Origin of the sequence: Streptomyces sp. IBSNAI002 (assembly GCF_052244475.1) — a bacterium.
Lineage (GTDB): Bacteria > Actinomycetota > Actinomycetes > Streptomycetales > Streptomycetaceae > Streptomyces.
In genome coordinates, this window is the sequence record NZ_JBQPXG010000002.1 from 1,850,847 (window position 1) to 1,877,045 (window position 26,199).

The 26,199-nt window shown below is 73.6% G+C and carries 24 protein-coding genes and 7 tRNA genes; 15 read left to right on the plus strand and 16 right to left on the minus strand.

From position 1 onward, the window contains the following. Nucleotides 1-251 precede the first annotated feature (251 nt). The 3 genes from ACTVZO_RS09045 (at nt 252) to ACTVZO_RS09055 (ending at nt 4,737) form a co-directional block, all read left to right on the plus strand. Nucleotides 252-2,474: an elongation factor G-like protein EF-G2 gene (locus tag ACTVZO_RS09045; protein WP_443297895.1), complete on the plus strand. Its 2,223-nt coding sequence runs from the start codon at nt 252-254 to the stop codon at nt 2,472-2,474. Nucleotides 2,475-2,615: 141 nt separating this feature from the next. Further along, complete coding sequence (locus tag ACTVZO_RS09050; protein ID WP_443297896.1) at nt 2,616-4,283, plus strand: hypothetical protein; 1,668 nt, start codon at nt 2,616-2,618, stop codon at nt 4,281-4,283. Nucleotides 4,284-4,335: 52 nt separating this feature from the next. Then, the gene (locus ACTVZO_RS09055) at nt 4,336-4,737 is read left to right on the plus strand and encodes a J-domain-containing protein (protein ID WP_443297897.1); all 402 of its coding nucleotides are present in this window, start codon (nt 4,336-4,338) and stop codon (nt 4,735-4,737) included. 6 nt (nt 4,738-4,743) lie between these two features. Here the strand turns inward: ACTVZO_RS09055 and ACTVZO_RS09060 are convergent, their stop codons facing one another. Then, a complete protein-coding gene (locus ACTVZO_RS09060; RefSeq protein ID WP_443297898.1) occupies nt 4,744-5,304 on the minus strand; it encodes an HIT family protein in 561 nt (186 codons plus the stop codon). Nucleotides 5,305-5,375: 71 nt separating this feature from the next. Further along, complete coding sequence (thrS, locus tag ACTVZO_RS09065) at nt 5,376-7,352, minus strand: threonine--tRNA ligase (RefSeq protein WP_443297899.1); 1,977 nt, start codon at nt 7,350-7,352, stop codon at nt 5,376-5,378. A gap of 166 nt (nt 7,353-7,518) precedes the next feature. On the opposite strand from thrS, the gene ACTVZO_RS09070 reads away from it, so the two are divergent. Then, nucleotides 7,519-7,989: a GNAT family N-acetyltransferase gene (locus ACTVZO_RS09070; protein WP_443297900.1), complete on the plus strand. Its 471-nt coding sequence runs from the start codon at nt 7,519-7,521 to the stop codon at nt 7,987-7,989. Nucleotides 7,990-8,048: 59 nt separating this feature from the next. Here the strand turns inward: ACTVZO_RS09070 and ACTVZO_RS09075 are convergent, their stop codons facing one another. Together ACTVZO_RS09075 and ACTVZO_RS09080 are read right to left on the minus strand one after the other, a co-directional pair. Further along, nucleotides 8,049-9,272, minus strand: coding sequence for a hypothetical protein (locus ACTVZO_RS09075; RefSeq protein WP_443297901.1), 1,224 nt, complete (start codon nt 9,270-9,272; stop codon nt 8,049-8,051). Next, nucleotides 9,272-9,874 (minus strand): DUF4365 domain-containing protein, encoded by a 603-nt coding sequence (locus tag ACTVZO_RS09080; protein ID WP_443297902.1) that lies wholly within the window; start codon nt 9,872-9,874, stop codon nt 9,272-9,274. The genes ACTVZO_RS09075 and ACTVZO_RS09080 overlap by 1 nt, the downstream gene beginning before the upstream one ends. Before the next feature lie 221 nt (nt 9,875-10,095). On the opposite strand from ACTVZO_RS09080, the gene ACTVZO_RS09085 reads away from it, so the two are divergent. Next, entirely contained in the window at nt 10,096-10,821 is a 726-nt protein-coding gene (locus ACTVZO_RS09085; protein ID WP_384220951.1) for a 3'-5' exonuclease, read from the plus strand. Between the two features lie 101 nt (nt 10,822-10,922). Here the strand turns inward: ACTVZO_RS09085 and ACTVZO_RS09090 are convergent. Next, nucleotides 10,923-10,994: transfer RNA gene (locus ACTVZO_RS09090), tRNA-Val, on the minus strand. Between the two features lie 141 nt (nt 10,995-11,135). Here ACTVZO_RS09090 and ACTVZO_RS09095 point away from each other — a divergent pair. Then, nucleotides 11,136-13,469: an SCO7613 C-terminal domain-containing membrane protein gene (locus ACTVZO_RS09095; RefSeq protein ID WP_443297903.1), complete on the plus strand. Its 2,334-nt coding sequence runs from the start codon at nt 11,136-11,138 to the stop codon at nt 13,467-13,469. A gap of 86 nt (nt 13,470-13,555) precedes the next feature. Here ACTVZO_RS09095 and ACTVZO_RS09100 read toward each other — a convergent pair. Together ACTVZO_RS09100 and ACTVZO_RS09105 are read right to left on the minus strand one after the other, a co-directional pair. Next, a tRNA-Val gene (locus ACTVZO_RS09100) sits at nt 13,556-13,627 on the minus strand. A 57-nt stretch (nt 13,628-13,684) separates the two neighbouring features. Then, nucleotides 13,685-14,119: a TIGR02611 family protein gene (locus ACTVZO_RS09105; RefSeq protein WP_443297904.1), complete on the minus strand. Its 435-nt coding sequence runs from the start codon at nt 14,117-14,119 to the stop codon at nt 13,685-13,687. Between the two features lie 176 nt (nt 14,120-14,295). Here ACTVZO_RS09105 and ACTVZO_RS09110 point away from each other — a divergent pair, with 176 nt between their 5' ends. Both ACTVZO_RS09110 and ACTVZO_RS09115 read left to right on the plus strand, forming a co-directional pair. After that, nucleotides 14,296-14,709 (plus strand): SsgA family sporulation/cell division regulator, encoded by a 414-nt coding sequence (locus ACTVZO_RS09110; RefSeq protein ID WP_030011909.1) that lies wholly within the window; start codon nt 14,296-14,298, stop codon nt 14,707-14,709. 213 nt (nt 14,710-14,922) lie between these two features. Next, nucleotides 14,923-15,543 carry a CGNR zinc finger domain-containing protein gene (locus ACTVZO_RS09115; RefSeq protein ID WP_443297905.1) on the plus strand — a complete coding sequence of 207 codons (621 nt, stop codon included), beginning with the start codon at nt 14,923-14,925 and terminating at the stop codon, nt 15,541-15,543. A 226-nt stretch (nt 15,544-15,769) separates the two neighbouring features. Here ACTVZO_RS09115 and ACTVZO_RS09120 read toward each other — a convergent pair whose 3' ends face one another. After that, nucleotides 15,770-16,228 carry a hypothetical protein gene (locus ACTVZO_RS09120; RefSeq protein WP_443297906.1) on the minus strand — a complete coding sequence of 153 codons (459 nt, stop codon included), beginning with the start codon at nt 16,226-16,228 and terminating at the stop codon, nt 15,770-15,772. 177 nt (nt 16,229-16,405) lie between these two features. On the opposite strand from ACTVZO_RS09120, the gene ACTVZO_RS09125 reads away from it, so the two are divergent. Then, entirely contained in the window at nt 16,406-16,903 is a 498-nt protein-coding gene (locus ACTVZO_RS09125; protein WP_443297907.1) for a DsbA family protein, read from the plus strand. A gap of 48 nt (nt 16,904-16,951) precedes the next feature. On the opposite strand, the gene ACTVZO_RS09130 is transcribed toward ACTVZO_RS09125, so the two are convergent. From ACTVZO_RS09130 to ACTVZO_RS09140, 3 genes are read right to left on the minus strand one after another with little or no spacing between them, the layout of a single operon-like run. Beyond that, on the minus strand, nt 16,952-17,794 hold the full coding sequence (locus tag ACTVZO_RS09130) for a GNAT family N-acetyltransferase (protein ID WP_443297908.1): 843 nt from the start codon (nt 17,792-17,794) through the stop codon (nt 16,952-16,954). A 43-nt stretch (nt 17,795-17,837) separates the two neighbouring features. Further along, nucleotides 17,838-18,659 carry an aminotransferase class IV gene (locus tag ACTVZO_RS09135; protein WP_443297909.1) on the minus strand — a complete coding sequence of 274 codons (822 nt, stop codon included), beginning with the start codon at nt 18,657-18,659 and terminating at the stop codon, nt 17,838-17,840. Between the two features lie 34 nt (nt 18,660-18,693). Then, nucleotides 18,694-19,746, minus strand: coding sequence for a chorismate-binding protein (locus tag ACTVZO_RS09140; RefSeq protein WP_443297910.1), 1,053 nt, complete (start codon nt 19,744-19,746; stop codon nt 18,694-18,696). A gap of 181 nt (nt 19,747-19,927) precedes the next feature. Here ACTVZO_RS09140 and ACTVZO_RS09145 point away from each other — a divergent pair. From ACTVZO_RS09145 to ACTVZO_RS09165, 5 genes are all read left to right on the plus strand, one after another. Then, nucleotides 19,928-20,000: transfer RNA gene (locus ACTVZO_RS09145), tRNA-Gly, on the plus strand. A 41-nt stretch (nt 20,001-20,041) separates the two neighbouring features. Then, nucleotides 20,042-20,115: transfer RNA gene (locus ACTVZO_RS09150), tRNA-Cys, on the plus strand. Nucleotide 20,116: 1 nt separating this feature from the next. After that, nucleotides 20,117-20,188 (plus strand) — tRNA-Val (locus ACTVZO_RS09155). Nucleotides 20,189-20,207: 19 nt separating this feature from the next. Next, a tRNA-Val gene (locus ACTVZO_RS09160) sits at nt 20,208-20,279 on the plus strand. A gap of 38 nt (nt 20,280-20,317) precedes the next feature. Beyond that, nucleotides 20,318-20,392: transfer RNA gene (locus tag ACTVZO_RS09165), tRNA-Val, on the plus strand. Between the two features lie 50 nt (nt 20,393-20,442). On the opposite strand, the gene ACTVZO_RS09170 is transcribed toward ACTVZO_RS09165, so the two are convergent. The 3 genes from ACTVZO_RS09170 to ACTVZO_RS09180 all read right to left on the minus strand — a co-directional run bounded on the left by ACTVZO_RS09170 (nt 20,443) and on the right by ACTVZO_RS09180 (nt 22,213). Further along, the gene (locus ACTVZO_RS09170) at nt 20,443-20,751 is read right to left on the minus strand and encodes a TFIIB-type zinc ribbon-containing protein (RefSeq protein ID WP_384220929.1); all 309 of its coding nucleotides are present in this window, start codon (nt 20,749-20,751) and stop codon (nt 20,443-20,445) included. A gap of 65 nt (nt 20,752-20,816) precedes the next feature. Then, the gene (locus ACTVZO_RS09175; RefSeq protein WP_443303092.1) at nt 20,817-21,746 is read right to left on the minus strand and encodes a phosphotransferase family protein; all 930 of its coding nucleotides are present in this window, start codon (nt 21,744-21,746) and stop codon (nt 20,817-20,819) included. 281 nt (nt 21,747-22,027) lie between these two features. Beyond that, nucleotides 22,028-22,213, minus strand: coding sequence for a hypothetical protein (locus tag ACTVZO_RS09180; RefSeq protein ID WP_361760868.1), 186 nt, complete (start codon nt 22,211-22,213; stop codon nt 22,028-22,030). A 550-nt stretch (nt 22,214-22,763) separates the two neighbouring features. Here ACTVZO_RS09180 and ACTVZO_RS09185 point away from each other — a divergent pair. Continuing rightward, entirely contained in the window at nt 22,764-23,942 is a 1,179-nt protein-coding gene (locus ACTVZO_RS09185; RefSeq protein WP_443297911.1) for a serine/threonine-protein kinase, read from the plus strand. 34 nt (nt 23,943-23,976) lie between these two features. Here the strand turns inward: ACTVZO_RS09185 and ACTVZO_RS09190 are convergent, their stop codons facing one another. Together ACTVZO_RS09190 and cobA are read right to left on the minus strand one after the other, a co-directional pair. Then, the gene (locus ACTVZO_RS09190; protein ID WP_443297912.1) at nt 23,977-24,795 is read right to left on the minus strand and encodes a TrmH family RNA methyltransferase; all 819 of its coding nucleotides are present in this window, start codon (nt 24,793-24,795) and stop codon (nt 23,977-23,979) included. A 42-nt stretch (nt 24,796-24,837) separates the two neighbouring features. Then, nucleotides 24,838-26,067 carry a uroporphyrinogen-III C-methyltransferase gene (gene cobA / locus ACTVZO_RS09195; RefSeq protein WP_443297913.1) on the minus strand — a complete coding sequence of 410 codons (1,230 nt, stop codon included), beginning with the start codon at nt 26,065-26,067 and terminating at the stop codon, nt 24,838-24,840. Nucleotides 26,068-26,199: the final 132 nt, after the last annotated feature.

Below are 26,199 nucleotides of genomic sequence, written 5' to 3' on the forward strand. Positions count from 1 at the left end.
CCCCACACGCCGCGCACCCACCGGTTCGCGCCGCGTAAGACATACGTCACGTCGCGGACCGGCTCCCGGGCCCCTCCGGCACGGCGGCCGTACGGCGCGCGTACGCCCCCGGTACGTGGCCGGTACGACGTATGGACGCGGTGTGACACCGGTGCAAAGCTCGAAGGGCCCCCTTTCCCTCCTCGAAGGCATGCGAAGGCACTCGCGGGAATCCACCCTCCTCACCGTCACCACCGGGAGGCACGAGAATCATGGGAGCCACCTCACACCACACCGGAGCCGCCGGCAGGGCACTGACGGCCGACCGCCCCTCCTCCGTACGGAACGTCGTGCTGGTCGGCCACAGCGGATCCGGCAAGACCACGCTGGTCGAAGCCCTCGCCCTGACCGCCGGAGCGGTCAACCGGGCGGGCCGGGTCGAGGACGGTGCCACGGTCTCCGACTACGACGAGACCGAGCACCGCCGACAACGCTCCGTCCAGCTGTCCCTCGTCCCCGTCGAATGGGGCGGAATCAAGATCAACATCCTGGACACCCCCGGATACGCCGACTTCGTCGGAGAGCTCAGGGCCGGTCTGCGCGCCGCGGACGCGGCCCTTTTCGTCGTCTCGGCCTCCGACGGCATCGACGGCGCCACCCGCATGGTCTGGGACGAGTGCGAGGCCGTCGGCATGCCCCGCGCCATCGTCGTCACCCACCTGGAGGCCGCCCGCGCCGACTACGCGCAGATGGCGAACGTCTGCGGCGAGATCTTCGGCGCCGACGACCCGGACGCGGTCATCCCGCTCTACCTGCCCCTCCACGGCCCCGCCGCCCCCGACGGCCACGCCCCGGTGACCGGCCTCCTCGGCCTGCTCTCCCAGCGCGTGTACGAGTACTCCTCCGGGGAGCGCGTCGAGCGCGATCCGGACCCCGCCGAGCTCGCCCTCATCTCCGGCGCCCGCTCCCGCCTCATCGAGGGGATCATCGCCGAGAGCGAGGACGAGGGCCTCATGGACCGCTACCTCGGCGGCGAGGACATCGACCTGCGGACCCTCGTGGACGACCTGGAGCGGGCCGTGGCCCGCGGCACCTTCCACCCCGTCCTGATGGCGGCGCCCGCCGCCGAGGGCGCCCGGCAGGGCCTGGGCACCGTGGAACTCCTCGAACTGGTCACCGGCGGCTTCCCCACCCCCCTGGAGCGCGCCGCCCTCACCGTCACCGCCCCGGACGGCTCCCCGCGACCCGCCCTCACCTGCGACCCGGCCGGCCCCCTCCTCGCCGAGGTCGTCAAGACCTCCTCCGACCCGTACGTCGGCCGCGTCTCCCTCGTACGGGTGTTCTCCGGCACCCTGCACCCCGAGGAGACCGTCCACGTCTCGGGCCACGGCCTCGCCGAGCGCGGCGAGGGCGGATACGAGGACCGCGCCGACCGCGCCCTCAGGGAGACGGACGAGCGGATCGGCGCCCTCAGCTCCCCCTTCGGCAAACAGCAGCGCACCCTCACCCGGTGCATCGCGGGCGATCTGGCCTGCGTGGCCAAGCTGACCCGCGCGGAGACCGGCGACACCCTCTCCGCCAAGGACTCCCCGCTCCTGATGGAACCCTGGGCCATGCCCGATCCGCTGCTCCCCCTCGCCATCGAGGCCCACAGCAAGGCCGACGAGGACAAGCTCTCGCAGGGCCTGTCCCGGCTCGTCGCCGAGGACCCGACCATGCGGCTGGAGCAGAACCCGCACACCCACCAGGTCGTCCTGTGGTGCCTCGGCGAGGCGCACCAGGACCTCGCGCTGGAGCGGCTGCGCAGCCGCTACGGCGTCCAGGTCGACCCGGTGCCCCACAAGGTGAGCCTGCGCGAGACCTTCGGGGCGAAGGCGGCGGGGCGCGGCAGGCACGTCAAACAGTCCGGCGGCCACGGCCAGTTCGCCATCTGCGAGATCGAGGTGGAGCCCCTGCCGCCCGGCAGCGGGATCGAGTTCGTCGACAAGGTCGTCGGCGGGGCCGTGCCGCGCCAGTTCATCCCGTCCGTGGAGAAGGGCGTACGCGCCCAGGCCGCCCGCGGGGTCGTCGCCGGGTATCCGCTGGTCGACGTGCGCATCACCCTCCTCGACGGCAAGGCGCACTCGGTGGACTCCTCCGACGCCGCCTTCCAGACCGCGGGCGCCCTGGCCCTGCGCGAGGCCGCCGCCGAGGCGGGCATCCATCTCCTGGAACCCGTCGCCGAGCTCGCCGTCGTGATCCCCGACGAGTACGTCGGCCCCGTCATGAGCGACCTCGCGGGCCGCCGCGGGCGGGTCGTCGGCAGCGAACAGGCCGGGGCGGGGCGCACCCGGGTGCGCGCCGAGATCCCCGAGATCGAGATCGGCCGCTACGCCGTCGAGCTGCGCTCGGTCTCGCACGGCACGGGCCGCTTCGCCCGGAGTTACGCCCGCCACGAACCCATGCCGCCCCAGGTCGCGGACAAGGTGCGCGAACAGACGGAGAGGGGAACGTAACTGACGTGACGTCGGGAGACACCGTCCGCCCAACCCTGTTGCGGTGGACGGCATTTCCCTGTCCCATGACCATGGGGTGAGATCGCCCGATAGGCTCATCGGCGCACCAAAGAGCACGAACGCACAGCGATGGGGGCAGCGGTGGCGGACGACGGATTCGACTTCAGGCCCGGGGCGCAGATTCCGCTGCAGGGCGGCGGCGGGCAGACGGCGGCGACCAACGCGCTGGCCTCCGCCGCGTACCGGGACGGCGCCAAGGACAGCGGGCTGGACCTCGTGCTCGGGGCCAACAGCGAGAACCACCCCGCCACGGTCAAGCCCCCGAAGATCTCCCTCTTCGAGCCCAGCCTCGGCGAGGCCTTCTGCCGGGCCGTCGAGGCCCGCACCCTCGCCCCCGGCCGCAAACCGCTGATCCAGTCCTTCGGCGCCGATCCCCAGACCGTCGTCGAGCACTGCCTGGCCGCCTCCCGCATCCGCAAGGAGCGCGACCAGAAGCTCCGCCTGATCATGCTCGTCTGCGGCGTGGTGTTCCTCCCGGGCCTGCTGCTGTGGCTGGGCCTGTTCCAGCTCCGCAAGTCCCTGGCCTCCGGCGAGGGCAAGCGCGCCTCCTGGATCGGCACGGCGCTGCTGGTCGGCGTGGCGATCGTGGCGGCCGTGCTGATGTTCAGGCTGCCGTTCACCGGCTTCCTGGGCATCTACCTGCGCGGCATGATCATCGCCCCGGTCCTGGGCTGGCTGCTCGCCCGCCGGCTGTGCGAGTCCACCGCCGCCGACCTGCGCTCCCGCTGGGACGGGCTGCTGGCCGGCGACGGGATCGGCGCGAAGATCCCGGAGGCCGTGCCGGGCAACCCCGACGAGAAGGCGCGCGAGGACCTGCGCCACCAGCTGGCCAAGCTGACCGCGGAGGACCGCAGCAACCACGTCTTCTACGCGGGCCCCAAGGGGATCCTGGGCATGGGCACCCGCTGGGGCAGCTGGCAGATGGCCGAGGAGCTCACCCCCAAGACCGAGGGCGCCGAGATCCACCCCTTCCGCAGCTGGGACGTCATACGCGCGATCGACACCCAGCTCCGCAAGCTGGAGCGCGGCCCGCTGCACACGGGCGGCTTCCCGCAGGCCGCGATACAGCACTGGATCGTCACTCCGATCGGCGAGGGCGCCGGCGAGGTGGCCCGCCCGACGGGCGAGAACGTCGACACCTTCCTCATCAAGCCGCACGAGATCACCCGGATCTGCAACGAGCAGCAGTTCAGCGCCGGCAACCGGCACTACCTGGGCATCCAGTACCCGCTGTGGGACGGCCAGCTGGTCATCACGATGCTGGTGACCGTCACCGTGCTCTACAAGACGCTGCGCGTGGACGTCACCGCGCACGCGCTGGGCCCCGTACACGGCCTGTTCACGACGAAGTCCAAGGCGCCGGTGGTGGAGGTGCCCAAGAGCATCCGCTTCTGGGAGACCGTGGAGCGGCCGCTGCCGCTGGTGGACGCGCAGGAGGTGGTACGCCTCGCCGTGCGGGCCCCGCTGACCTGGTACCCGCCGATCCTCGACTTCTTCGGCGGCAAGCTGGTCCTGCCCGAGCCCTTCGGCCTGCGGCACGTGTGGGCGGGGTCGATGTGGCGCCACCGGTTCATGGCCGACGACGCGATCCGCACCGTGGCCCCGGTGCTGAGGTCCGTGCACGCCGCGACCTTCAAGGTCCTGGAGGAGAACGGCGTCGACACCGAACGCTTCACCAACCGCTCCTCGATCATGAGCGGTCTGATCCAGGAGCCGGCCCCGCGCAAGGCGGACGTGTACGACGCGTAGGTAGGCTGAAGGCGGGGCCGAGCCAGCCGCGGAACCGGAGGAGCGAGCGACCATGACCGAGCGCAAACCGCCTGGTGTCGACATCGAGTCCTGGGTGGACCGGCAGATCAGGGAAGCCGCCGACCGCGGCGACTTCGAGAACCTGCCGGGCTGGGGCAAGCCGCTGGCCTCGCTCGACGCCCCCTATGACGAGCTGTGGTGGATCAGGGGGAAGCTGCACCGCGAGGGGTTCTCCGCCCTGCCTCCGTCGCTCGCGCTGCGCAAGGAGGCCGAGGACGCGCGGGAGGCGGCCCTGGCGGCCCGTTCCGAGCGCCAGGCGCGGGAGATCCTCACCGCGGTCAACGAGAAGATCCGCGCGGCCCTGCGCATGCCGCCGCAGGGACCGCCGCTGGGCCTCGCCGAGTTCGACGTCGAGGACGTGCTGCGCACGTGGCGCGAGGCCCGCGCCACGTAGCGGCCGTCAGTCGGTGGGCCAGGCCTCGGCGAGCATCTGGCGGGTGTCCGCGAGGAGTTGGGGCAGCACCTTGGTGTGCCCGACGACCGGCATGAAGTTCGTGTCCCCGCCCCAGCGGGGCACGATGTGCTGGTGCAGGTGCGCGGCGATGCCGGCCCCGGCGGCCGCGCCCTGGTTCATGCCGATGTTGAACCCGTGCGCCCCGGACGCCTTGCGCAGCGCCACCATGGCCCGCTTGGTGAGGTCGGCGAGCTCGGCCGTCTCGGGCCCGTCGAGCTCGGTGTAGTCGGCGACGTGCCGGTAGGGGACGACCATCAGGTGGCCGCCGTTGTACGGGTACAGGTTCAGCACCGCGTAGACGCGCTTGCCGCGGGCGACGACCAGGCCGTCCACGTCCGACATCTCCGGAATCCCGCAGAAGGGACAGCCGTCCCCGGCCTCCGGGCCGGTCGGCTTGTTCTCCCCCTGGATGTAGGCCATCCGGTGGGGCGTCCACAGACGCTGGAACGCGTCCTGCGTGCCCACACCGATCTGCTGCTCCGGCTCAGTCGTCATGGCGGCAAGCATATGACCTCGCCTGCGCGTACGAGGAAGGCCCCCGGAAAGTGATCACTTTCCGGGGGCCCGCCGACCGCCGGTCAGACCTGGACGCGGTCGGCGACGACCTTGGCCAGCTTGGCCAGCGCCTCGTCCTTGGCGATGCCGTTCTCCTGCGAACCGTCGCGGTAGCGGAAGGAGACGGTGCCCGCGGCCATGTCCTCGTCACCGACGATGATCATGAACGGGACCTTGAGCTTCTGGTGGTTGCGGATCTTCTTCTGCATCCGGTCCGAGGAGGCGTCCACCTCGACCCGCAGGCCCTGCTTCTTCGCCGCGGCGGCGAACTCCTGGAGGTACTCGACGTGCCCGTCGCCGATCGGGATGCCGACCGCCTGGACCGGGGCCAGCCACGGCGGCATGGCGCCCGCGTAGTGCTCCAGCAGCACGGCGAAGAACCGCTCGATCGAGCCGAACAGCGCACGGTGGATCATGACCGGGCGCTGGCGCGAGCCGTCCGGGGCGGTGTACTCCAGGTTGAACCGCTCCGGCAGGTTGAAGTCGAGCTGCACGGTCGACATCTGCCAGGTACGGCCGATGGCGTCCTTGCACTGCACCGAGATCTTCGGACCGTAGAAGGCGGCGCCGCCCGGGTCCGGGACCAGCGGGAGGCCCTGCTTCTCGGCGACCTGCGCGAGGACCGCGGTCGCCTCCTCCCAGGCCTCGTCCGAGCCGACGAACTTCACCGGGTCCTTGGTGGACAGCTCCAGGTAGAAGTCGGTCAGGCCGTAGTCGCGCAGCAGGTCCAGCACGAAGGTGAGGGCGCGGTCGAGCTCCTCCGCCATCTGCTCACGGGTGCAGTAGATGTGCGCGTCGTCCTGGGTGAAGCCCCGGGCGCGGGTCAGGCCGTGCACCACGCCCGACTTCTCGTACCGGTACACGGTGCCGAACTCGAAGAGGCGCAGCGGCAGTTCGCGGTAGGAGCGGCCGCGCGCGTCGAAGATCAGGTTGTGCATCGGGCAGTTCATGGGCTTGAGGTAGTAGTCGGTACCACCGTCGAGCTGCATGGGGGGGTACATGCCCTCCGCGTACCAGTCCAGGTGGCCGCTCTTCTCGAAGAGGGCGCCCTTGGTGGCGTGCGGGGAGTAGACGAACTCGTAGCCCTCCTCCTCGTGCCGGCGGCGCGAGTAGTCCTCCAGGGTCCGGCGGATGATGCCGCCGCGCGGGTGGAAGACCGCGAGGCCGGAGCCGATCTCGTCCGGGATGGAGAAGAGGTCGAGCTCGTTGCCGAGCTTGCGGTGGTCGCGCTTCTCGGCCTCGGCGAGGAAGTCGAGGTGGGCCTTCAGCTCTTCCTTCGACGGCCAGGCGGTGCCGTAGATGCGCTGGAGCATCGGGTTCTTCTCGCTGCCGCGCCAGTAGGCGGCCGCGTTGCGCATGAGCTTGAAGGCCGGGATGTTGCGGGTGGTGGGCAGGTGGGGACCGCGGCAGAGGTCCTTCCAGCACAGGTCGCCGGTCTTCGCGTCCAGGTTGTCGTAGATGGTCAGCTCGCCGCCGCCCACCTCGACGTTCGCGCCGTCGTCGGTGGAGGCGGAGCCCTTGATGCCGATGAGTTCCAGCTTGTACGGCTCGTCGGCGAGCTCCTCGCGGGCCGCCTCGTCGGTGACCACGCGGCGGGAGAAGCGCTGGCCGCGCTTCTGGATCTCCTGCATCTTCTTCTCGATGGCCTTCAGGTCCTCCGGGGTGAAGGGCCGGGCCACGTCGAAGTCGTAGTAGAAGCCGTTCTGGACCGGCGGGCCGATCCCGAGCTTGGCCTCGGGGAACAGCTCCTGCACGGCCTGCGCCATGACGTGCGCGGTCGAGTGGCGCAGGATGTTCAGACCGTCCTCGGAGGAGATCTCCACCGGCTCGACGGTCTCGCCGTCCTTCACCTCGTACGCAAGGTCCTTGAGCTCGCCCGCGACCCGCGCGGCGACGATGGTGCGCTCGCCGGCGAAGAGCTCCGCCGCCGTAGTGCCCGTGGCCACCACGCGCTCGTCCCGCTCGGAATCGCGTTGGATGATCACACGGACGTCTGACACCGGTCTCTCCTGAACTCTGGGGGTGCGCGAGCGAACACTGCGCGCGTGAATCGTACCGAGCGGAGTGGCCGCGCCGCTAAACGGTTACCCGCCCGGCCCGCCGGGTGCGTCCGCGCCCCCACCCGGAGGGCGGGGCCGCGGCGTCGCCGTGGGTAGCCTGGGCCGTATGCCGATCCTTCCGCTGGACCTGACCGACGACGCCACCGCGGCGGCCGTGCACCGGATCGGGCGGGCGGCGTACGCGGTGGAGGCGCAGCTGATCGGCTTCGACGGCATCCCGGCGCTGGGCGAGAGCCTGGCGCAGATGCGGGCGCACGGCCTGAACTGGGTCGGAGCGGTCTCCGGGGACGGCGAGCTCGCCGGTTTCCTGGCCTGGGAGGAGCAGGGCGGGGGCATCGGCATCGACCGGCTGTGCGTGGACCCCGCCCGGTTCCGCCGGGGCATCGCGTCCCGCCTGCTCCGTCACGCCGTGACGGACCTCTCCCCCGGCCTCGACGTCACCGTCACCACGGGTGCGTCCAACCACCCCGCCGTGACCCTGTACACCCGCATGGGCTTCACCCGCGGCCGGGACTTCTCCCCCGCCCCGGGCCTGACCATGGCGTCGTTCCGTCTCAGCCGGGCCGGGGCGTCCTAGGGCCTGTCGTCAAACTCCCGTCGTCGCCCGCAGGGCAGACGGGAGTTTGACGACTGGCCCTAGTCCTCGTCCCCCGGCAGCACGTCCGCGGGGTCGAACGCGTCGTCCAGCGACTTCATCAGCCGGTCCCGCTCCACCTCGTCCAGCGGGACCGGGGTCACATCCGTGACGTCCGACAGCCGGCGGAACCCGCCCCGCCGCTGGAGCCGCCCGCTGACCCGGACCGGCAGACCGACCAGGTGCGCGTGGCCCGCCACCCGGTACGACTCCTCGTCCAGGGCGGCCCGGACGTACGGGATCTCCGCCCCCGCCAGGACCCGCAGCCGGACCGTGCCCCCGCCGCCCGCCGCCGAGCGCCGCATCCGTACCACCGCGCCCGCGATCCGGACCTGTACGGCCGGCTCGGTCCGCGTGTAGCGGGCGGCCGCCTCGCGGAGCACGGGCAGGTCGCCGGGCGAGAACTCCACCGGCTCCGGGCGGGCCGCGCATCCCGCGGGGACCCCCGCCGCCGGCGCCCAGGCCAGCGCGACCCGGGCCCCCTCGGAGCCGCGGACCAGCGCGATCAGCGCATCGGCGAGCTCGCGGCTGACCCCGGCCCGCACGGCCGCGTCGAAGGCCTCCATACCGCCCGTCGCCCGCTGGTAGTCCACCGCCTCGCGGGCCGCGTGCAGCGCGTGGTGCAGCCGGGTCACGGTCCCCCGCCCGCCGTCCACCGGCACGAAAGCCGTGAGCCGCCGCCCGCCGGGGGACGGCCCCACCAGGACCCCGTCCAGCGCCCGTTCGGCCTGCGCCCGGTGCCGGGCCCCGTAGTACCCGGCCCGTTCCCGCTCGGCCAGGGCCCCTGCCAGCAGGAGCCGACGGGCGGCCGAGCGCAGCTGCTCCTGCACCGTCCAGTCGGCCTCGCCCCGCAGCCCGTACGCCCCCTCGGGGATCTCCCGCTCCCAGCGGACCTCGTCGCTCGGCACGCCCAGGCCGTACAGCACCTCCCGCGCCGACGGCAGCGAGCTGCGCGAGAGCGCGGTCAGCGCCTCCTCCAGCAGGTCCGCGCAGTCGGGGAAGGCACGGCTCTCGGGGACGAGCAGGCTGGTGCCCCCGGTGGCCGAGGCCTGGGCGGCGGGCGGGGTCCAGCGCCCGTAGCGTCCGGCGGCCCCGCCGCGCCGCAGCCAGCCGTGCCGGTGCAGCAGCGCGCCCAGCACGGCCGGGTCCACGTGCGCGGGGTCGGGCGCACCGGAGGCGAACTCCGGGGGCGAGAGCGGTTCGAGGCGGGGTGCGTGCCAGTTCATCAAGGTGTCCCTCCCGACCCGACCCGGGTCATGATCTCGCACAGCGCACGGTCGTCGAAGATCCGCGAGGTCGGGATCCGTACGGTGGTCCGGCGCCGGCCGGTCACGGGGTGTCCGGCGAGGTTGGTCCAGTAGCAGCAGTGCCGCAGGTCGAGCCGGTCGTGTCCGGCGGCGAGCCACTGGTCGCGCTCCCGCGGGACGATCATCACGACGAGGATCTTGTGGACGGCGACCGGGGTGCGGGCCAGTTTCACCAGGTGCTCGTTGTCCAGGGTGAAGCCGAAGGTGGGCCCGGCCGGCCGCGGCGGTATCTGGTAGGTCGCCTTCAGCTGCACCTTGACGGTGACCTCGTCGTCGACGACGTGCTCGGGGGCGCCGTGGCTGACGTGCCAGTCGATGCCGTTGTCCGGAAAGGGCTGGGACAGCGAGCAGCCGGCCGCGGCGGCGACGGCGTGCAGGTATCCCACCTGAAGGGTCTCCATGCAGGCGGTGGTGGCGAGTGTGCCGCGCAGCGGTCCGCTCCGCGCCTCGCCCGGCGTGCCGGTGCGCGGATCGATCCGCCCCGCCAGCACCCCGCCCTGTTCGGGCTGTGCGAGCGCCATGGCCGGCTCCCCATGCCTTCCGGGCTCTGCCGTGGGTGGTGGGTGGGGTGACGACCGGTCATGCGCACGGCCCCCCATGGATGTTGTCTCCGCACCCGGGTCCCCGCAAACGGCGTACGGGGCAAACAGCCCGGGTATCACCGATGCGGGCAAGGGTGGCACGTTCCGGGCGGCGGCGCCCGGGTGCGCCCCATCTGCCGACCGGGGACGAGGAGTTCGCCATGACACGCTGGTACGAGGGCCCGCTGGCCGCATTCGACACGGAGACGACCGGGGTGGACGTCGAGGAGGACCGGATCGTGTCCGCCGCGCTCGTCGTGCAGGAGTGCGCGGGCGGACGGGTGCGCACGACGCGCTGGCTGGTCAATCCCGGCGTCCCGGTGCCCCCGGGCGCCACGGAAGTGCACGGGCTGACCGACGAGCACCTCCAGCGCCACGGGCGGTGGCCGGCGCCGGTCGTGGAGGAGATAGCGCGCGCGCTCGGGGAGCAGCAGGTGGCGGGCCGGCCGGTGGTGGTGATGAACGCGCCGTTCGACCTGACGCTGCTGGACCGGGAGTTGCGCCGGCACCGGGCGTCCTCGCTGACGCGGTATCTGGACAACCGGCCGCTGACGGTGCTGGATCCGCGGGTGCTGGACAAGCACCTGGACCGCTACCGCAAGGGCCGCCGGACCCTGACGGACCTGTGCGCGCACTACGGGATAGAGCTGGAGGGCGCGCACGACGCGGCGGCGGACGCGCTGGCCTCGCTGGAGCTGGTCCGTGCGGTGGGGCGCCGGTTCGCGGCCAGGCTGGAGCGGCTGTCGCCCGCCGAGCTGCACACGCTGCAGGCGGTGTGGCACGCGGCGCAGGCCCGGGGGCTCCAGGCGTGGTTCGCACGGCAGGGGACGCCGGAGCCGGTGGATCCGCACTGGCCGCTGCGGCCGGGCCTGTCGACGGCGGCGTAGCCGGAAGCGGAAGCGCGGCCGCGGCCGCCCGGACAACATGCCGCGTACGTGCCGGACATGCGGAAGGCCGGTCCGTAAGATGACGGACCGGCCTCTCCCGGTGGGCGATACTGGGATCGAACCAGTGACCCCTTCGGTGTGAACGAAGTGCTCTCCCGCTGAGCTAATCGCCCGGGAACGGACTGAACAATACAGAAGCCTTGGGGCTGGTTCAAACCGCTTCCGGCGGACCCGGGCGGACCGTGCGTACTCAGCGCGGATCTGAGTACGCACACCCATGTCCCGGCCGCGTGACGGGCGCCACACTGCGAACCATGAACACCCCCCTGCCGCCGGCCGAAGAGCTGGTGCTCATCGACCGTGAGCTGGCTCAACTCGATGCCCGGCGCCTGTACTTGCTGGCCCGCCGGGACTGGCTGCTGCGGCTGCCGACCCCTCTCGTCCGGACCCCCGCCGCGCCCGCGCGGCCCCAGGAGGCCTCGGCCCCGGGCGCCCAGAACGTGCTGCTCACCCTGGGCGCGGTGCTCCTGGCCGTGGCCGCGCTGGCCTTCACGCTGCTCAGCTGGGGGTCGCTCGGGATCGCCGGGCGCTCGGCGGTGCTGGCCGGGGTGACGGCGGCGGCGCTGGCCGCGCCCGCGGTGCTGCTGCGCCGCGGTCTGGCCTCGACGGCGGAGTCGGTGGCGGCGGTGGGTCTGCTGCTGACCGTGCTGGACGCGTACGCGCTGTACGCGGTCGGGCTGCCGGGCACGGACGGCACGGCGTACGCGGCCGGGGCGGCGGCGGCGCTGGCCGCGGTGTGGGCCGGGTACGGCCTGGCCCTGCGCGGGCTGCGGATCCCGCTGCCCGCCGCGGTGCTTGCGGCGCAGTTCCCGCTGCCGCTGGCCGCGCTGGCCGCGCAGGCGGGTCCGTCCGGGCTCGGCTGGGCGCTGCTGGCGACGGCCGCGCTGGACGCGGCCCTCGCGCTGCGGGCCCGGGCGGCGGCCGTCCCGGCGGCGGTGCTGGGGGCGGGCGCGCTGCTGATCGGCGCGACCGGCTGCTGGACGGCGGCTTCGCCCGGCGACGCGCTGGCCCCGGCGGGGCTGCTGCTCGCGGCTGCGGCGCTGGGCACGGCGGCGGCGTGGCGGGAGCCGCGCGCGTGGCCCGCGGCACTGGCGGGCGGCCTGGCGGTCGTGGTCGCGCTGGGCGGGACTGCGCGGCCGGCGCTGGATCCCGCCTGGGCGGTGCCCGCGCACCTGCTGGCGGCGCTGCCGCTGCTGGCGGCCGTACGGGTCCGCGCCCTGCCGGCGCCGGTACGGCGCGGGCTGGCCGGGGCCGGTGTGGTGGCGGCCGGCCTGGCCGCCGCGGCGGCCGCGGCGGCGGTGGCTCCGCTCCTGTCGGCCCGGGCCCTGGTGCTGGGCGAGGTGTGGGCGGCGGCGGACCCGGCCCGGGATCCCTTCTGGCCGGGTGCGGCAGTGCCGGTGACGCTGCTGGTGGCGGCGAGGGCCGCCGGGTGGCTGTCGCGGGTGTCGGCGCGGCCGGAGGCGGCGACGGTGGCCGCGCCGGCGGCGGCGGTCCTGGCCTGGGCGGGGCTGTTCGCGGCTCCGGAGCTGCTCGGCCTGCCGGTGGCGGCGGTGTTCGCCGTCCAGGCCGTGGTGACGGGCGCGGCGGGCGTGCTCGCCCTGCGCACCCCGGGGCGCGCGGTCGCGCTCGCGGCCGCCGGGTGCGCGCTGCTCGGGGCCGTGAGCGTGTCCCTGGGGGCGCTGGACGGCCGCGCGGCCACCTTCGCGGTCTGGGGACTGCTGGGCGCAGGCTGCGCGGCTGGGGCGGCGTACGCGCCCGCGGCGCGGCCGCTGCGGGCGGGGGCGGCGGTGTGCGCCGTCGGGTATGCCACGGGGCTGGTGGCGGCGGCGGCCGCGCTGACGGATCTGGCGGTGGTCTGGTGGGCGCTCCCGGTGCTCGCCGTCCCGGCGGCGGTGGCGGCGCTCGGGCCGCGGCTCGGCGCCGTGCGGGTGCCGGCCGAGATCGCGGCGGGAGCGGCCGGCGCCCTGGCGGTCGCCCTGTCGGCGGGCCGCGCGGGGACCCTGGCGCTGACCCTGGCCCTGGCCGGGGTGATCTGCTCCGGCGCCGCGGTGCGGGCGGACCGGCGGGCGCTGGGCTGGGCCGCCGGCGCCCTGTTCGCGGCCGCGACCTGGGTCCGGCTGGCTGAGGCCGGGGTCACGGCCCCCGAGGCGTACACGCTGCCGGTGACGGCGCCCGCCCTCGTGCTCGGCTTCCTGCGGCGCCGCGGGGACCTGGCGGCGTCCTCGTGGACGGCGTACGGGCCGGGGCTGGCGGCGACCCTGCTGCCGAGCCTGCTGACCGTCCTGGCCGGCCCCCAGGCGGGGACCGCGAGCTGGCTGCGCCCGCTGCTGCTGGGGCTCGCCGCGCTGGCGGTGACCCTGGCGGGCGCCCAGCGGCGGCTCCAGGCTCCGCTCCTGCTGGGCGGCGCGGCGCTGGCGGCGGTGGCGCTGCACGAGCTGGCCCCGTACGTGGTGCAGCTCGCGGGTGCCCTCCCGCGCTGGGTGGCGCCGGCCCTGGCGGGCCTGCTGCTGCTGGCGGTGGGCGCGACGTACGAGAAGCGGCTGCGCGACGCCCGCCGCCTGAGGGACGCGATCGGGCGGCTCGGGTAACCGGCCGGGAGGGCGTCGGGGGGCGACTGGGGGCGGAAACGCCAGAGGCCCGGAGACGGTGAAAGTCTCCGGGCCTCTGGTCCGGGTGGGCGATACTGGGTTCGAACCAGTGACCCCTTCGGTGTGAACGAAGTGCTCTCCCACTGAGCTAATCGCCCGGACGCACCGCAAACATTACCGCATGTCAGCGGTGCTCCATGACCACCGTCGCGCGGTCACTGGTCCTTGAGGTCCCAGGGCAGCACGAGCCCGTACTTCCACAGGTAGAAGCCGATCAGCGCGGCCGCGATCACGAGGCCCACGGTGGTCAGGATGATGTTGCGGCGGCGGACCTTGGGGTCGAGCGCCTTCTGGGCAGCCTCGGTGACCTTGCGCTTGGTCCAGCGCAGCACCAGGTGCGCCCACGCGAACTCGGTGGCCCAGATCGCCAGGCCCGCGAAGATCGCGACCCAGCCCGGCCCGGGCAGGACGAGCATGGCGACGCCCGCCCCGATGACGGCCAGGCCGACGATGAAGACGCCGACCTGCCAGCTCAGGTGCAGGCTCTTGCGGGCCTTGATGAAGGCGGGCGCCTTCGAGACGTGCACGTGTTCGGCGGCCGGCTCACTGCTCGCGGACTCATTGGTGTCGCGGTCACTCCCCGTATTCATGGGTCGAATCTACCGGAGCCGGAAGCACACGTGAACGGTCGTTTGGATCCGCCGTACGAGGGACCCAGAGGTCCGCAAAACGGTCAGAGGGGTTTACAACGGCACCGTAGGTGGCATGTCGATTTCGCCGACGTGCGAATCCCCGAGCGCACACTGAGCGAAAGGCCCTGGCGCTTATGAACACCACGGTCAGCTGCGAGCTGCACCTGCGCCTCGTTGTGTCGAGCGAGTCCTCACTGCCTGTTCCCGCGGGCCTGCGGTATGACACGGCCGACCCCTACGCCGTGCACGCCACCTTCCACACCGGCGCCGAGGAGACGGTCGAATGGGTATTCGCCCGCGACCTCCTCGCAGAGGGCCTGCACCGGCCCACCGGTACCGGCGACGTCCGCGTCTGGCCGTCCCGCAGCCACGGTCAGGGCGTCGTCTGCATCGCCCTGAGCTCACCGGAGGGAGAAGCGCTGCTCGAAGCACCAGCACGAGCACTCGAGTCGTTCCTCAAGCGGACGGACGCCGCGGTCCCGCCGGGGACCGAGCACCGGCACTTCGACCTCGACAAGGAGCTCTCCCACATCCTGGCCGAAAGCTGAGCCAGGCCCACCGCCGCGCGACACCGTCCGACTCGGGGCGACGGTGCGTGCCGGACAACCACATACGCAAGGCCGGCGCCGTCCACGCGGGACCCATCCGCGGGGCCGGCGCCGGTGTGCGTTCAAGACGCCCCCGAGCGCGTACCCGCTAGAGTCGGCCACCAGCGGCGGCAGCAGCCCGTCGCCGCAGGCCCGGCCCTTGAGGGAGACCCCGTGCAGATCCCCCACGACACCCGTCGCGCGCTCGACGTCGTCGTCGCGCTGGTGAACACCGCGGCCGAGCCGGACCAGCCCGACGGGCTCTCGGACATCGGCGCGCTGCGCGGCTTCGTCCACGAGTACTCGATCAGCGACGTCGGCGAGCTCGGCGCCCGCGATCTGGCCGGGGTCCGCACGGTCCGCGGAAAGTTCGCCCAGGTCTTCGCCTCACCGAACGCCCGTGCGGCGTCCGTGCTGATCAACGAGCTGGTGGCGACGGCCGGCACCACCCCGCAGCTCACGGACCACGACGGCTACGACTGGCACGTGCACTACTTCGCGCCGGGCGCCTCGGTGGGCGACCACCTCGCGGCCGACGGCGGCATGGCGCTGGCCTTCATCGTGGTCTCCGGGGAGCAGGAACGGCTGCGCCGCTGCGAGGCCCCGGACTGCCGGCGCGCCTTCGTGGACCTGTCCCGCAACCGCTCGCGGCGCTACTGCGACAGCCGGACCTGCGGGAACCGGCTGCACGTGGCGGCGTACCGGGCGCGGCGCAAGGAGGCCGGCGCGGGGCACTCAGAGCAGGAAGAGATCGTGCACGGCGGCCAGCAGCAGCAAGACGCCGATCACGCCTAGAAAGATCATCAAGGGCGGCTGGGAGAGCGCGAAGAGGCATCCTCGCGGCTCGTCGGCGACAGGGGCGGGTGCCGGTGAGGGCACCGAGGGCTCACTCTGTGATGTTTCGAGCATGTCGGGGCGATGATGGCGCAGCACGCCGCCTTCCGTCCTTCAACACGCCATTTTCCGCGCGGGAGTTCGCCCGATCTCGTGGACCTCGGCGGTTCCGGCCCGGTCCGGCCGGTCAGATCCCGTGCTTCTTGAGGATCGCCTCGATGTCGGAGAAGTCGTCCGCCGGGGCGGCGGCCTGCGGGTTCTTGCGCGCGGTGGGCTGCGGGCGGGCACCGGAGCCGAGCGAGGGCGCGGAGGCCGCGGGGGCGACGGCCTCCGGGGCCCGGCCGCCCTTGGCGGCCTTGGCGGCCTTGGCCGGCTTCTCCGCGCCGCCGAGCCTGCGGCGCTCGACCGCGCGGGTGGTCATGAAGAGCAGCCAGGCCAGCCCCAGCAGCCCGAAGCCGGCCCAGACGGTCGGCTTGAACACCATTCCGGACACCCACTCCACGACACCGGTCAGCACGAGCCCGACCGGCACCAGCGCGTACGCCGCGATCCGCGCGGCGGCCAGGAAGCGCCTGCGGTAGGCGGTGATCGCGGCGATGCCCAGGCCCGCCGCGGACACCGCGGAACAAATGGTCTCGGCGAGCATGCGGTCCTCCAGGTGTGGGCGGTCTGTCCCTATCCATCCTGCCCCGCCCGCGGTGGTACGGGCCAGGTCCGCGGCCTCCTCCGGACGGATCTCGGGGTCATCTCCGGGTCGGCCCTCCTCCCCAGGGGGTGCACCGCCGGGTCGAGCGGGGTGCGCGGGGGCTGGGAGACTGTGCACATGACCGATTCCGTGATCCTCGACGTCTGGTGCGAACTCCAGTGTTCGGACTGCCACAGCGCACTGGACGACGTGCGCGCCCTGCGGGCCCGCTACGGCGACCGGCTGGACATCCGGCTGCGCCACTTCCCCCTGGAGAAGCACAAGCACGCCTTCGCCGCGGCGCAGGCCGCCGAGGAGGCCGTGGAGCAGGGCAAGGGCTGGCCGTACGCGGAGGCCGTACTGGCGCGCAGCGCGGAGCTGGGCGAGCGCGGCGAGCCGGTCCTGCTGGACGTGGCGCGTGAACTCGGTCTGGACACCGAGGAGTTCGACACCGCCCTGATCGACGGGCGGCACATCCTGATCGTCGACGCCGACCAGGCCGAGGGCAAGGCGATCGGTGTCACCGGCACCCCGACGTACGTGATCGGCGGCGAGCGCCTGGACGGCGGCAAGAGCCAGGAGGGCCTGCGCGCCCGCATCGAGGAGATCGCGGACCGGCTGCTCGCAGCCTCCTGACCACCTCGGCCTGCCCGGGCTCCCCGGGCTCCGGCTTCCCGACCCGCGTCAGACGAGGGGCTTGATCGCGTTGACGGCGATGTCCCGGTAGCCGAGCGATGCGTAGAGCCGCCGGGCCGGGGTGTTGTCCTCGACGACGTGCAGGGCCAGGGTGCCGGAGCCGGCGGCCAGCGCCGTGTGCTCGGCCAGCCGCATGAGGGTGCGGCCGTGCCCCCGCCCGCGGTGCCCCGCGTCGACCTCCACGTCGTAGACGTACGGGACGACCCCGCCGAGGCCGGGCAGGTCGCGCTCGCCCACCCACAGGGTGCCCACGGCGGCGCCGGCGGCCTCCAGGACGAGGAACGTCGTACCGGGCGTCTCCCGCCCGGACGGCAGCATCCGGGCGTGCTCGGCGCGGGAGGCGGCCAGGCCCTGCTCCTCGGTCATGCCCGGAGCGACGAGGCGACGGCCGTACTCCACGATGCCGGGCTCGAGCCAGGCCGCGAACTCGGCCTCCGTCATCGGGCGGCCGGTACTGCCCGCCGGGAGGGCGGGCGGCCCTTCCGGCAGGTCCTTGGCCATGATCCGGCCGGTCACCTGGTAGCCGAGGGCCGTCGCCAGCCGCAGGGCGCGCGCCGCGTCGGCCGGCACCGAGACGGCGATGCTCGTACAGCGCCAGGAGCGCAGCACCTCCTCGGCGGCGAGCGCGGCCACCGTGCCCCGACCGCGCCCGCGGTCCGGCTCGTCGATCCACAGGCCCCGGATCACCCCGACCTCCGGCTGTGCGCCGGAGCGGGTGGCGAGCTCGAGGCTGCCGACGTGCCGGCTGTTGACCCGCACCGCGTACGTCCGCGAGCGGGTTCCGTCACTGTGCTGCTGGAGCGGCTGCGCGGGCCGCAGGGTGGTGGTCATCACCTCGTGTTGTACCTGCCCGGCGGCCGCGCGTACACCGGGTTCACGGATCGAGGTCCGCCCCGGCCTTCGCGTCGAAGATCCGCACGGCCTCGGCGGTGACCGGGCCGGGGGCGGATCCGAGCTCCCGGCCGTCCACCCGCAGCACCGACTGGACGTCGCGCAGCGAGGAGGTCAGGAAGACCTCCTCGGCCTGTTCGAGGACCTCGAAGGGCAGGTCGGTCTCCTTGGCCCCGGCCCACTCGACGACCAGGGCGCGCGTGATGCCCGCCAGGCAGCCTGAGGACAGCGGCGGGGTGTGCAGTTCCCCGTCGAGTACGACGAAGACGTTGGAGCCGGTGCCCTCGCACAGCCGCCCCACGGTGTTGGCGAGGAGCGCCTCGGACGCGCCGGCCCGGTGGGCGGCGGCCAGGGCGACGACGTTCTCGGCGTACGAGGTGGTCTTCAGGCCGGCCACGGCGGATCGCTCGTTGCGGACCCAGTCCACCCGCAGGACGGCGGTGGTGTCCGGCCGCCGGACGGATTCCGCGACGGCGGCGACCAGGGTGGGCGCGGCGTTCCCGCGGTCCGAGCCGAGCGGGGAGAGGCCGCCGGTGTAGGTCACCCGCAGGCGCGCGAGGGGCATCGGGTTGGCTTCCAGTACGGCCGCGCAGGCACGGCGCACCTCGTCGAGGTCGGGATCCGGGAGGCCGAGACCGCGCGCCGAGCGGGTCAGCCGCTCGAGGTGGCGGGTGAGCGCGAAGGCCCGGCCGCCCTCGGCCTTGAGGGTCTCGAACACGCCGTCACCCACGGTCAGCCCGTGGTCGAAGACCGACACCTTCGCGTCGTCCACGTCCCGCAGCGCTCCGTCGAGCCAGATTCTCACCGCACGACCCCTCTCGAAGTCCCGTCGATCCTGTTCATCCCGTTCGTCCTGCCTGGTACGCACCTGACGCTACCCGCAGCAGGCGGGCGGCCTTGAGTTCGGTCTCCGCCCACTCCCGGTCGGGGTCGGAGCCCCAGGTGATGCCTGCGCCGGTGCCGAACAGCAGGCGGGGGCCGCCGGGGGCCGCCCGGTCGATCCAGAAGGTCCGGATGCCGACGGCGAGCTCGGCGGTGCCCCGGTCGGCGTCGACCCAGCCGATGCCCCCGCAGTACGGGCCGCGCGGGACGGTCTCCAGTTCCTCGATGATCCGCAGGGCGGAGGACTTGGGCGCCCCGGTGACGGAGCCGGGCGGGAAGGCGGCGGAGAGGAGCTGGGGCCAGCCGGCGCCGTCGGCGAGCTCACCGCTCACCGTGGAGACGAGGTGGACCAGGCCCGGGTGCTCCTCCACGGCGCACAGCTCGGGGACGGTGACGGATCCGGTGGCGCAGACGCGGCCCAGGTCGTTGCGGACCAGGTCGACGATCATCACGTTCTCGGCGTGGTCCTTGGGGAGCAGGTCGTCGACGGTGCGGCCGGTGCCCTTGATGGGGCCCGATTCGATGCGGCGGCCGGTGCGGCGCACGAAGAGCTCCGGGGAGGCGGTCGCGATCTCCACGCCGTGGGCGGGCAGCCGAATCGTTCCTGCGTAGGGGGCGGGGTTGCCGCGGGCGAGCAGCGCGGTGAGGGCGTCGACGTCCGCACCGGCCGGGTCGGGCAGCGGCGCGGACATCACGCGGCAGAGGTTGGCCTGGTAGACCTCGCCGGCCGCGATGTACTCGCGGATGCGGCGGACGCCGGCGACGTACGCGGCGCGGTCGAGCGAGCTGGACCACTGGCCGGCTTCGGGGCCCCGCCAGGCGCCGGGTCGCGGCGTGGGGACGGGGTCGGGGCGTATGTCTCCGAAGCGCGCGCAGACGAGCCGGCCTTCGAAGTCGGCGGTCACCGCCCAGAAGCCGGCGGAGTCCAGGGCGGCGGGATCGCTGGTCACGTCCCGGAGGTCGGTCGCGAGGAGGCCGCCGAAGCGGGCCATGGGAGGCAGGTCGTGCACGGCTGCGAGTCTATGACCGGTGACGCGACGGCGCCGGTGAGGTGACGGCGGGGTGACCGCCGGTGATCGAGCGGCAGCACGCTGCGGAAACGCGTTTTTGAGCTGGCCCGGGAATCCGCTAGAGTTCAACACGTCGCCAGGGAGCGAAGGGGCCCAAACCCCGGAGCGAACACGGTGACCTGCGGACGTAGCTCAGTTGGTAGAGCACCACCTTGCCAAGGTGGATGTCGCGAGTTCGAGTCTCGTCGTCCGCTCGAAGTGGGGGCTTTCTTCCCGAGGACCCCCGCAGCTCCATGGTGGAGTGGCCGAGAGGCGAGGCAACGGCCTGCAAAGCCGTCTACACGGGTTCAAATCCCGTCTCCACCTCCAAGGACGATTAGCTCAGCGGGAGAGCGCTTCCCTGACACGGAAGAGGTCACTGGTTCAATCCCAGTATCGTCCACTGATCCGCAAGGATCCCCGCGCGATTAGCTCAGCGGGAGAGCGCTTCCCTGACACGGAAGAGGTCACTGGTTCAATCCCAGTATCGCGCACGCAGTACGTGTTCCACCTGCGGCTCCATGCCGTTCCCGCGCGATTAGCTCAGCGGGAGAGCGCTTCCCTGACACGGAAGAGGTCACTGGTTCAATCCCAGTATCGCGCACCATCCGGAAGCCCCGGCCGTCTCGACGGCCGGGGCTTCCGCGTTGCCCGGCTTCAGGAGGAGAAGAGCATCCGGCCGAAGCCGCCCTTGCGGTGGCCGTGATGGCCGTGGCCGTGTCCGCCGTGCTGCGGGGCGCCCCAGGCCGGGGCCGGTGCCGCGTGCGGGGCCGGGTAGGGGGCCGGGGGTGCGGCGGGCGGCGGGACCTGGCCGTACTGCTGGGCGGTGTACTGGGACTCCAGGCGGGTCAGCGCCTCCAGCTCGCCGTAGTCGAGGAAGATGCCGCGGCATCCGCTGCACTGCTCTATCTGGACACCGTTGCGGTTGTAGGTGTGCATCATGGCGTGACACTTCGGGCACTGCATGGACCGATCAACTCCTCGCCGTGGACGTCGCCATCGGATGCATGCCCGATGGCGGGATGTTCACCCTACGGCGGAGGCTCGGAGTCCAAGTCGGCCGGGAGGACGGCGATTCGGGCGCAGGCGTCCGTCATCAGCCGCTCCTCGTCGTCGAGTCGGCGGCCGGTTTCCGCCGCTTTGGCCAGGGCCAGGGCCGCCGTCTGCACGGTGAGCGCCCGGGCGGCGAGGTCGAGTTCCGGCCAGGGGTCGCTGCCTGGCGGGCCGGCGGCCGGGCCGCCGGCGGACCGGTAGGCGTCGAGGAAGCGCAGCCAGGTCGCGGTGTCGAGCAGCCCGGCGGCGTACCAGGCGGCCGGGCGGGCCAGGTCCCAGGCGGGCGTGCCGAGACCGAGGTCGTCCACGTCGATGAGCAGCCAGGCGCCCGCCGGGGCGGGATGCCGCACCAACTGCCCCAGGTGCAGGTCCCCGTGGCACAGGGCCCCGCCGGGCGGCGGCGGCGCCTCTCCGCGGACCCAGGCGGGCAGGGACCGGGCGGCGGCCCGTACGGCGCGCGTGGCCGCGGCCTCGGTCCCCAGGGGCTCCGCCCGCGCCAGGCGGTCCAGCGCGCGGGCGAGCTTGGCCGGTCCGCGCATCGGCGGGACCGGCCCCGGGAGCCCGTCGGGCGGGGTCCGGTGCAGGGCGGCCAGCAGCCGGCCGGCCTCCTCCCAGGGCGCGTCCGCGGGCCGCTCCGGATCGACCGGAGCACCGTAGGGCCAGAGGGAGGCGGGCCTGCCGTGCACGGATCCGGTACCGGGGCGCAGGGGCGGCAGCAGCACCCCGGTGAGGGCCGGATGCCCGGCGATCCCCAGCCGTACGGCGAGGGCCTCCCGGTCGGCGTCCTCGGCGTGCGCCTTGGCCACCGCGGCCCCGCAGCGCACCACGGTCCCGTCGTGCCGGTCGGCGAGCAGTTCGTACGCGCGGCGGCGGCCGTCCGAGGCCCAGGCCGCGAGGGCGGCGGGCAGTGCGGGGCCGCCCGTGTGCCGGCCGGTTCGTCGCTCCAGGGGGACCAGGCCTCCTCGCCGTCGGTGTGCCGCCGCTTCCGAGAGGGAGCGTACGGCGGTCGGGGACGGAGGGGTGGGGGACGGAGGGGTGGAGGGGCCGGGACGCGCGAAAAAGGGTGCTGCCCGTCCGACTCCCCAGTCGTACGGGCAGCACCCTTCACCTGCCGTCCGTCGCCACGCCCCCGTCCCCACGGGGTGTGACAGGCCGATTCCCGGGCCGCTCTCCCGGGCTGTGGCGCCGCTCAGCGCCCCAGCATCGCGCCCACGGACGACGCCTGTGCCGCCACCTGGTCGAAGCCTCCGAAGAGGAAGAGCAGGAGGGCGGCCAGGGGGAGCACCATCGCGGCGGCCACCAACGGGTGCCGCGTACCGGACTCATGGCCGTTGAACGCGAATGCCTTGCGTCCCTGCCGTGCGATGTCCGCCATGGTCCTCTCCCTGTCGTTGACAGCGGCGGGCTTTTGACCTCGGGGGACGAGTGCGCCACCCGCCGCTTGTCTTCAACACTAGGCGCGCGGAGGGTTCCCGGCCTCATGCCCTCGTACCCATTCCCGGGCCTCCGGGAGGATGACGGGGACAGGTCGGTGTACTCCCCTGGGTGGAGACCGCTCCCCCGGCGTCGGGGTCTTCCCGGAGGGGGTCAGCGCAGGGTGGTGACTTCGCTCACTTCCGTCACTCCCTGTTGATGCGCGTCCGCCGGTGAGGCACCGGCACGACCGGCTCGCGGGTGCGCGCCGTACGGACGCGGACGGACCGGGCCCGGAGCTCCATGATCGCCCAACCCCCTTGCCCACGGCCCGGATTGATCCGCCCGGCCGCCCCGGGGCTCCGACCGGCGCGAATCCTTGAGGGCCCCTCAAGTGTGCTGCTGCGCACTGACAATCGAATCCCCCGGCGAGGGCGCGGCCTCTGAGCGCACATGCCGGATGGTCCGTAAGCTGTGCCACGTCAACAGGACGACCGGTCAGCGGGGTGGACATGGCGATGATGCGGCTCCGGCGCGAGGACCCGCGTGTCGTCGGCTCGTTCAGACTGCACCGACGGCTCGGCGCCGGCGGCATGGGCGTGGTCTATCTGGGGTCGGACCGGCGCGGGCAGCGCGTCGCGCTCAAGGTCATCCGGCCGGATCTCGCCGAGGACCAGGAGTTCCGCTCCCGGTTCGCGCGCGAGGTGTCCGCCGCCCGCCGCATCCGGGGCGGCTGCACCGCCCGCCTGGTGGCGGCGGACCTGGAGGCCGAGCGGCCGTGGTTCGCCACCCAGTACGTCCCCGGCCCCTCCCTGCACGACAAGGTGGCCGAGGAGGGCCCCCTGACGGCCGCGCAGATCGCCGCCATCGGTGCCGCGCTCTCCGAGGGCCTGGTCGCCGTGCACGAGGCGGGCGTGGTCCACCGCGACCTCAAGCCCTCGAACATCCTCCTCTCCCCCAAGGGCCCGCGGATCATCGACTTCGGGATCGCCTGGGCCACCGGGGCGAGCACCCTGACCCACGTGGGCACGGCCGTCGGCTCCCCCGGCTTCCTCGCGCCCGAACAGGTGCGCGGCGCCGCCGTCACCCCCGCCACGGACGTCTTCTCCCTCGGCGCCACCCTCGCCTACGCGGCGACGGCGGACTCGCCCTTCGGGCACGGCAGTTCCGAGGTCATGCTGTACCGGGTGGTGCACGAGGAGCCGCACCTCGTCGGGGTCCCGGACGCGCTCGCCCCGCTGGTTCGGGCCTGCCTGGCGAAGGACCCCGAGGAGCGGCCCAGCACGCTCCAGCTGTCGATGCGGCTCAAGGAGATCGCGGCCCGTGAGGCGCAGGGCCTGTCCGACGGGCGTCCACCGGCGCAGCGCGCCCGCGTGGAGCGGCCGACCGGCCGGCTCGCCGAGGAGTACGCCGACCAGCGCACGGAGCGCCGTACCGGCGGCTCGACCGCGCCCCGGCCGCAGGGCGGACCGCAGTCGCGTCCCTCGTCCCCCCGCAACCCGCGCACCCCGGGCGGCCCGTCCTCCCGGCCGACCGCGGGGCGTACGGGCGGCCGGCCGGCTCCCCGCACGACGGGGACGGGCCGGCGTCCTTCGCGGCCGGACCCGAAGCTGATGCGCCAGCGGCTGATCGTGTTCGTCGTGGTCACGCTGATCGTGGCCCTGGGCATCGCGGCGGCCCAGAAGTTCTGACGAAGGCCCCGGGCCCGCAGGGCCCGGGGTGCGGCTACGCGCCGTCGCGGCCCTGGGCCACGGCGTAGAAGGCCACCGCGGCGGCGGCACCCACGTTCAGCGAGTCCACGCCGTGCGCCATGGGGATGCGCACCCATTCGTCGGCGGCGACCAGCGCCTGCGTGGACAGGCCGTCCCCTTCGGCGCCGAGCATCAGCGCGACCCGGTCCAGGGACTGGGGCGCGGCCACGTCGATGGGCGAGGCCTTCTGGTGCGGGGTGAGGGCCAGCAGCTTGAAGCCGGCCCCGCGGACCGAGTCCAGGCCCTTGGGCCAGACGTCCAGGCGGGCGTACGGGACGGAGAACACCGCGCCCATGGAGACCTTCACCGAGCGGCGGTAGAGCGGGTCCGCGCAGTCGGGCGACAGCAGGACCGCGTCCATGCCGAGGGCGGCGGCGCTGCGGAAGATGGCCCCGATGTTGGTGTGGTCGTTGACCGCTTCCATGATGACGACGCGGCGGGTGGTGGTGAGGAGTTCCTCGGCCGTCGGCAGCGGCTTGCGCTGCATGGAGGCGAGGGCGCCGCGGTGCACGTGGTAGCCGGTGACGCGTTCGGCGAGCTCCGGGCTGACGGCGTAGACCGGTGCCGGGAGTTCGTCGATGACGTCGCGCATGACGTCGACCCACTTGGCGGAGAGCAGCATCGAGCGCATCTCGTACCCGGCGTCCTTGGCACGTCTGATGACCTTCTCGCCCTCGGCGATGAAAAGGCCTTCCGCGGGCTCGCGCCTGCGCCGGAGTTCGACGTCGGTCAGGCCCGTGTAGTCGCGCAGGCGCGGGTCGTCGGGGTCCTCGACGGTGATGAGATCAGCCACAGGGTGATACTGCCTTGTCCTGGGTGCGGTGCCAACGGCCTGTCAGGCGCCGGTGCCGGGGCGGGCGCCGGGGTCGAGGACGGTGACGACCTCTCCGATGACGATGACGGCGGGCGGGCGGACCTCTTCGGCGCGGACCGTCTCCCCGACGGTGGCGAGGGTGGCGTCCACCCGGCGCTGCGCGGCGGTGGTGCCCTCCTGGACCACGGCCACCGGGGTCCCGGCGGGCTTTCCGTGCCGGACGAGGGCCTCGGCGATCGAGCCGATCTTGTCGACGCCCATCAGGACGACGAGGGTGCCGGTGAGCTTGGCGAGGGAGGCCCAGTCCACCAGGGAACGCGGGTCGTCGGGGCCGACGTGGCCGCTGACCACGGTGAACTCGTGGGCCACTCCCCGGTGGGTGACCGGGATGCCGACGGCGCCCGGCACGGAGATGGAGCTGGAGATGCCGGGGACGACGGTGCAGGTGATACCGGCCTCGGCGAGCGCCTGGAGCTCCTCCATGCCGCGGCCGAAGACGTACGGGTCCCCGCCCTTGAGCCGGACCACGGCCTTGCCGGCCTTGGCGTGCTCGATCAGGGCGTTGTTGATGGCCTCCTGGGCCATGTACCGGCCGTACGGGATCTTCGCGGCGTCGATGACCTCGACGTGCGGGGGGAGCTCGTCGAGCAGGTCGCGGGGGCCGAGCCGGTCGGCGATGACGACGTCCGCCTCGGCGAGGAGGCGGCGGCCGCGCACGGTGATCAGGTCGGGGTCGCCCGGTCCGCCGCCGACGAGGGAGACACCCGGGGTGTGCGGGCGGGCCGCGGTGAGGGAGCCGTCGCGCAGCCCTTCGACGACCGCGTCGCGGACGGCCGCGGAGCGGCGCGGGTCGTTGCCGCTGAGCACGGCGACGGTGACGCCCTCCACGCGGCCGGTGGCCGGGGTCCAGGCGGTGGCGGCCTCGGCGTCGTCCGCGCGGACGCACCAGATCCGCTCGCGCTCGGCTTCGGCGGAGGCGCGGTCGTTGGCCTCGCGGTCCCGGGTGGCGATGAGTGCGTACCAGGCCGCGGCGAGGTCGCCGTCCTCGTAGCGCCGGCGCTCCCAGCGGATCTCGCCGGTCTCTGCCATGGCGTCCACGGAGGGCGTGGCGGACGGCGAGATCAGGACGATCTCGGCGCCGGCCGCGATGAGCGCGGGGAGGCGGCGCTGGGCGACCTGGCCCCCGCCGATGACGACGACGCGGCGGCTGGCGAGTCTCAGGCCGACGGGGTACGCGGGGTGTTCAGCCATGGCGGTGCGGCTCCTGGTGCGGCGGTGGGTCTGTCCTGCCGCTGCGGCTTTGGAGCGGCGGTGTGCGTGTGCGGGGTGCTGACGTGCGGCTTTCTTGGTGCGGGTCCACCATACGACCCGGCGGGGGCGGGG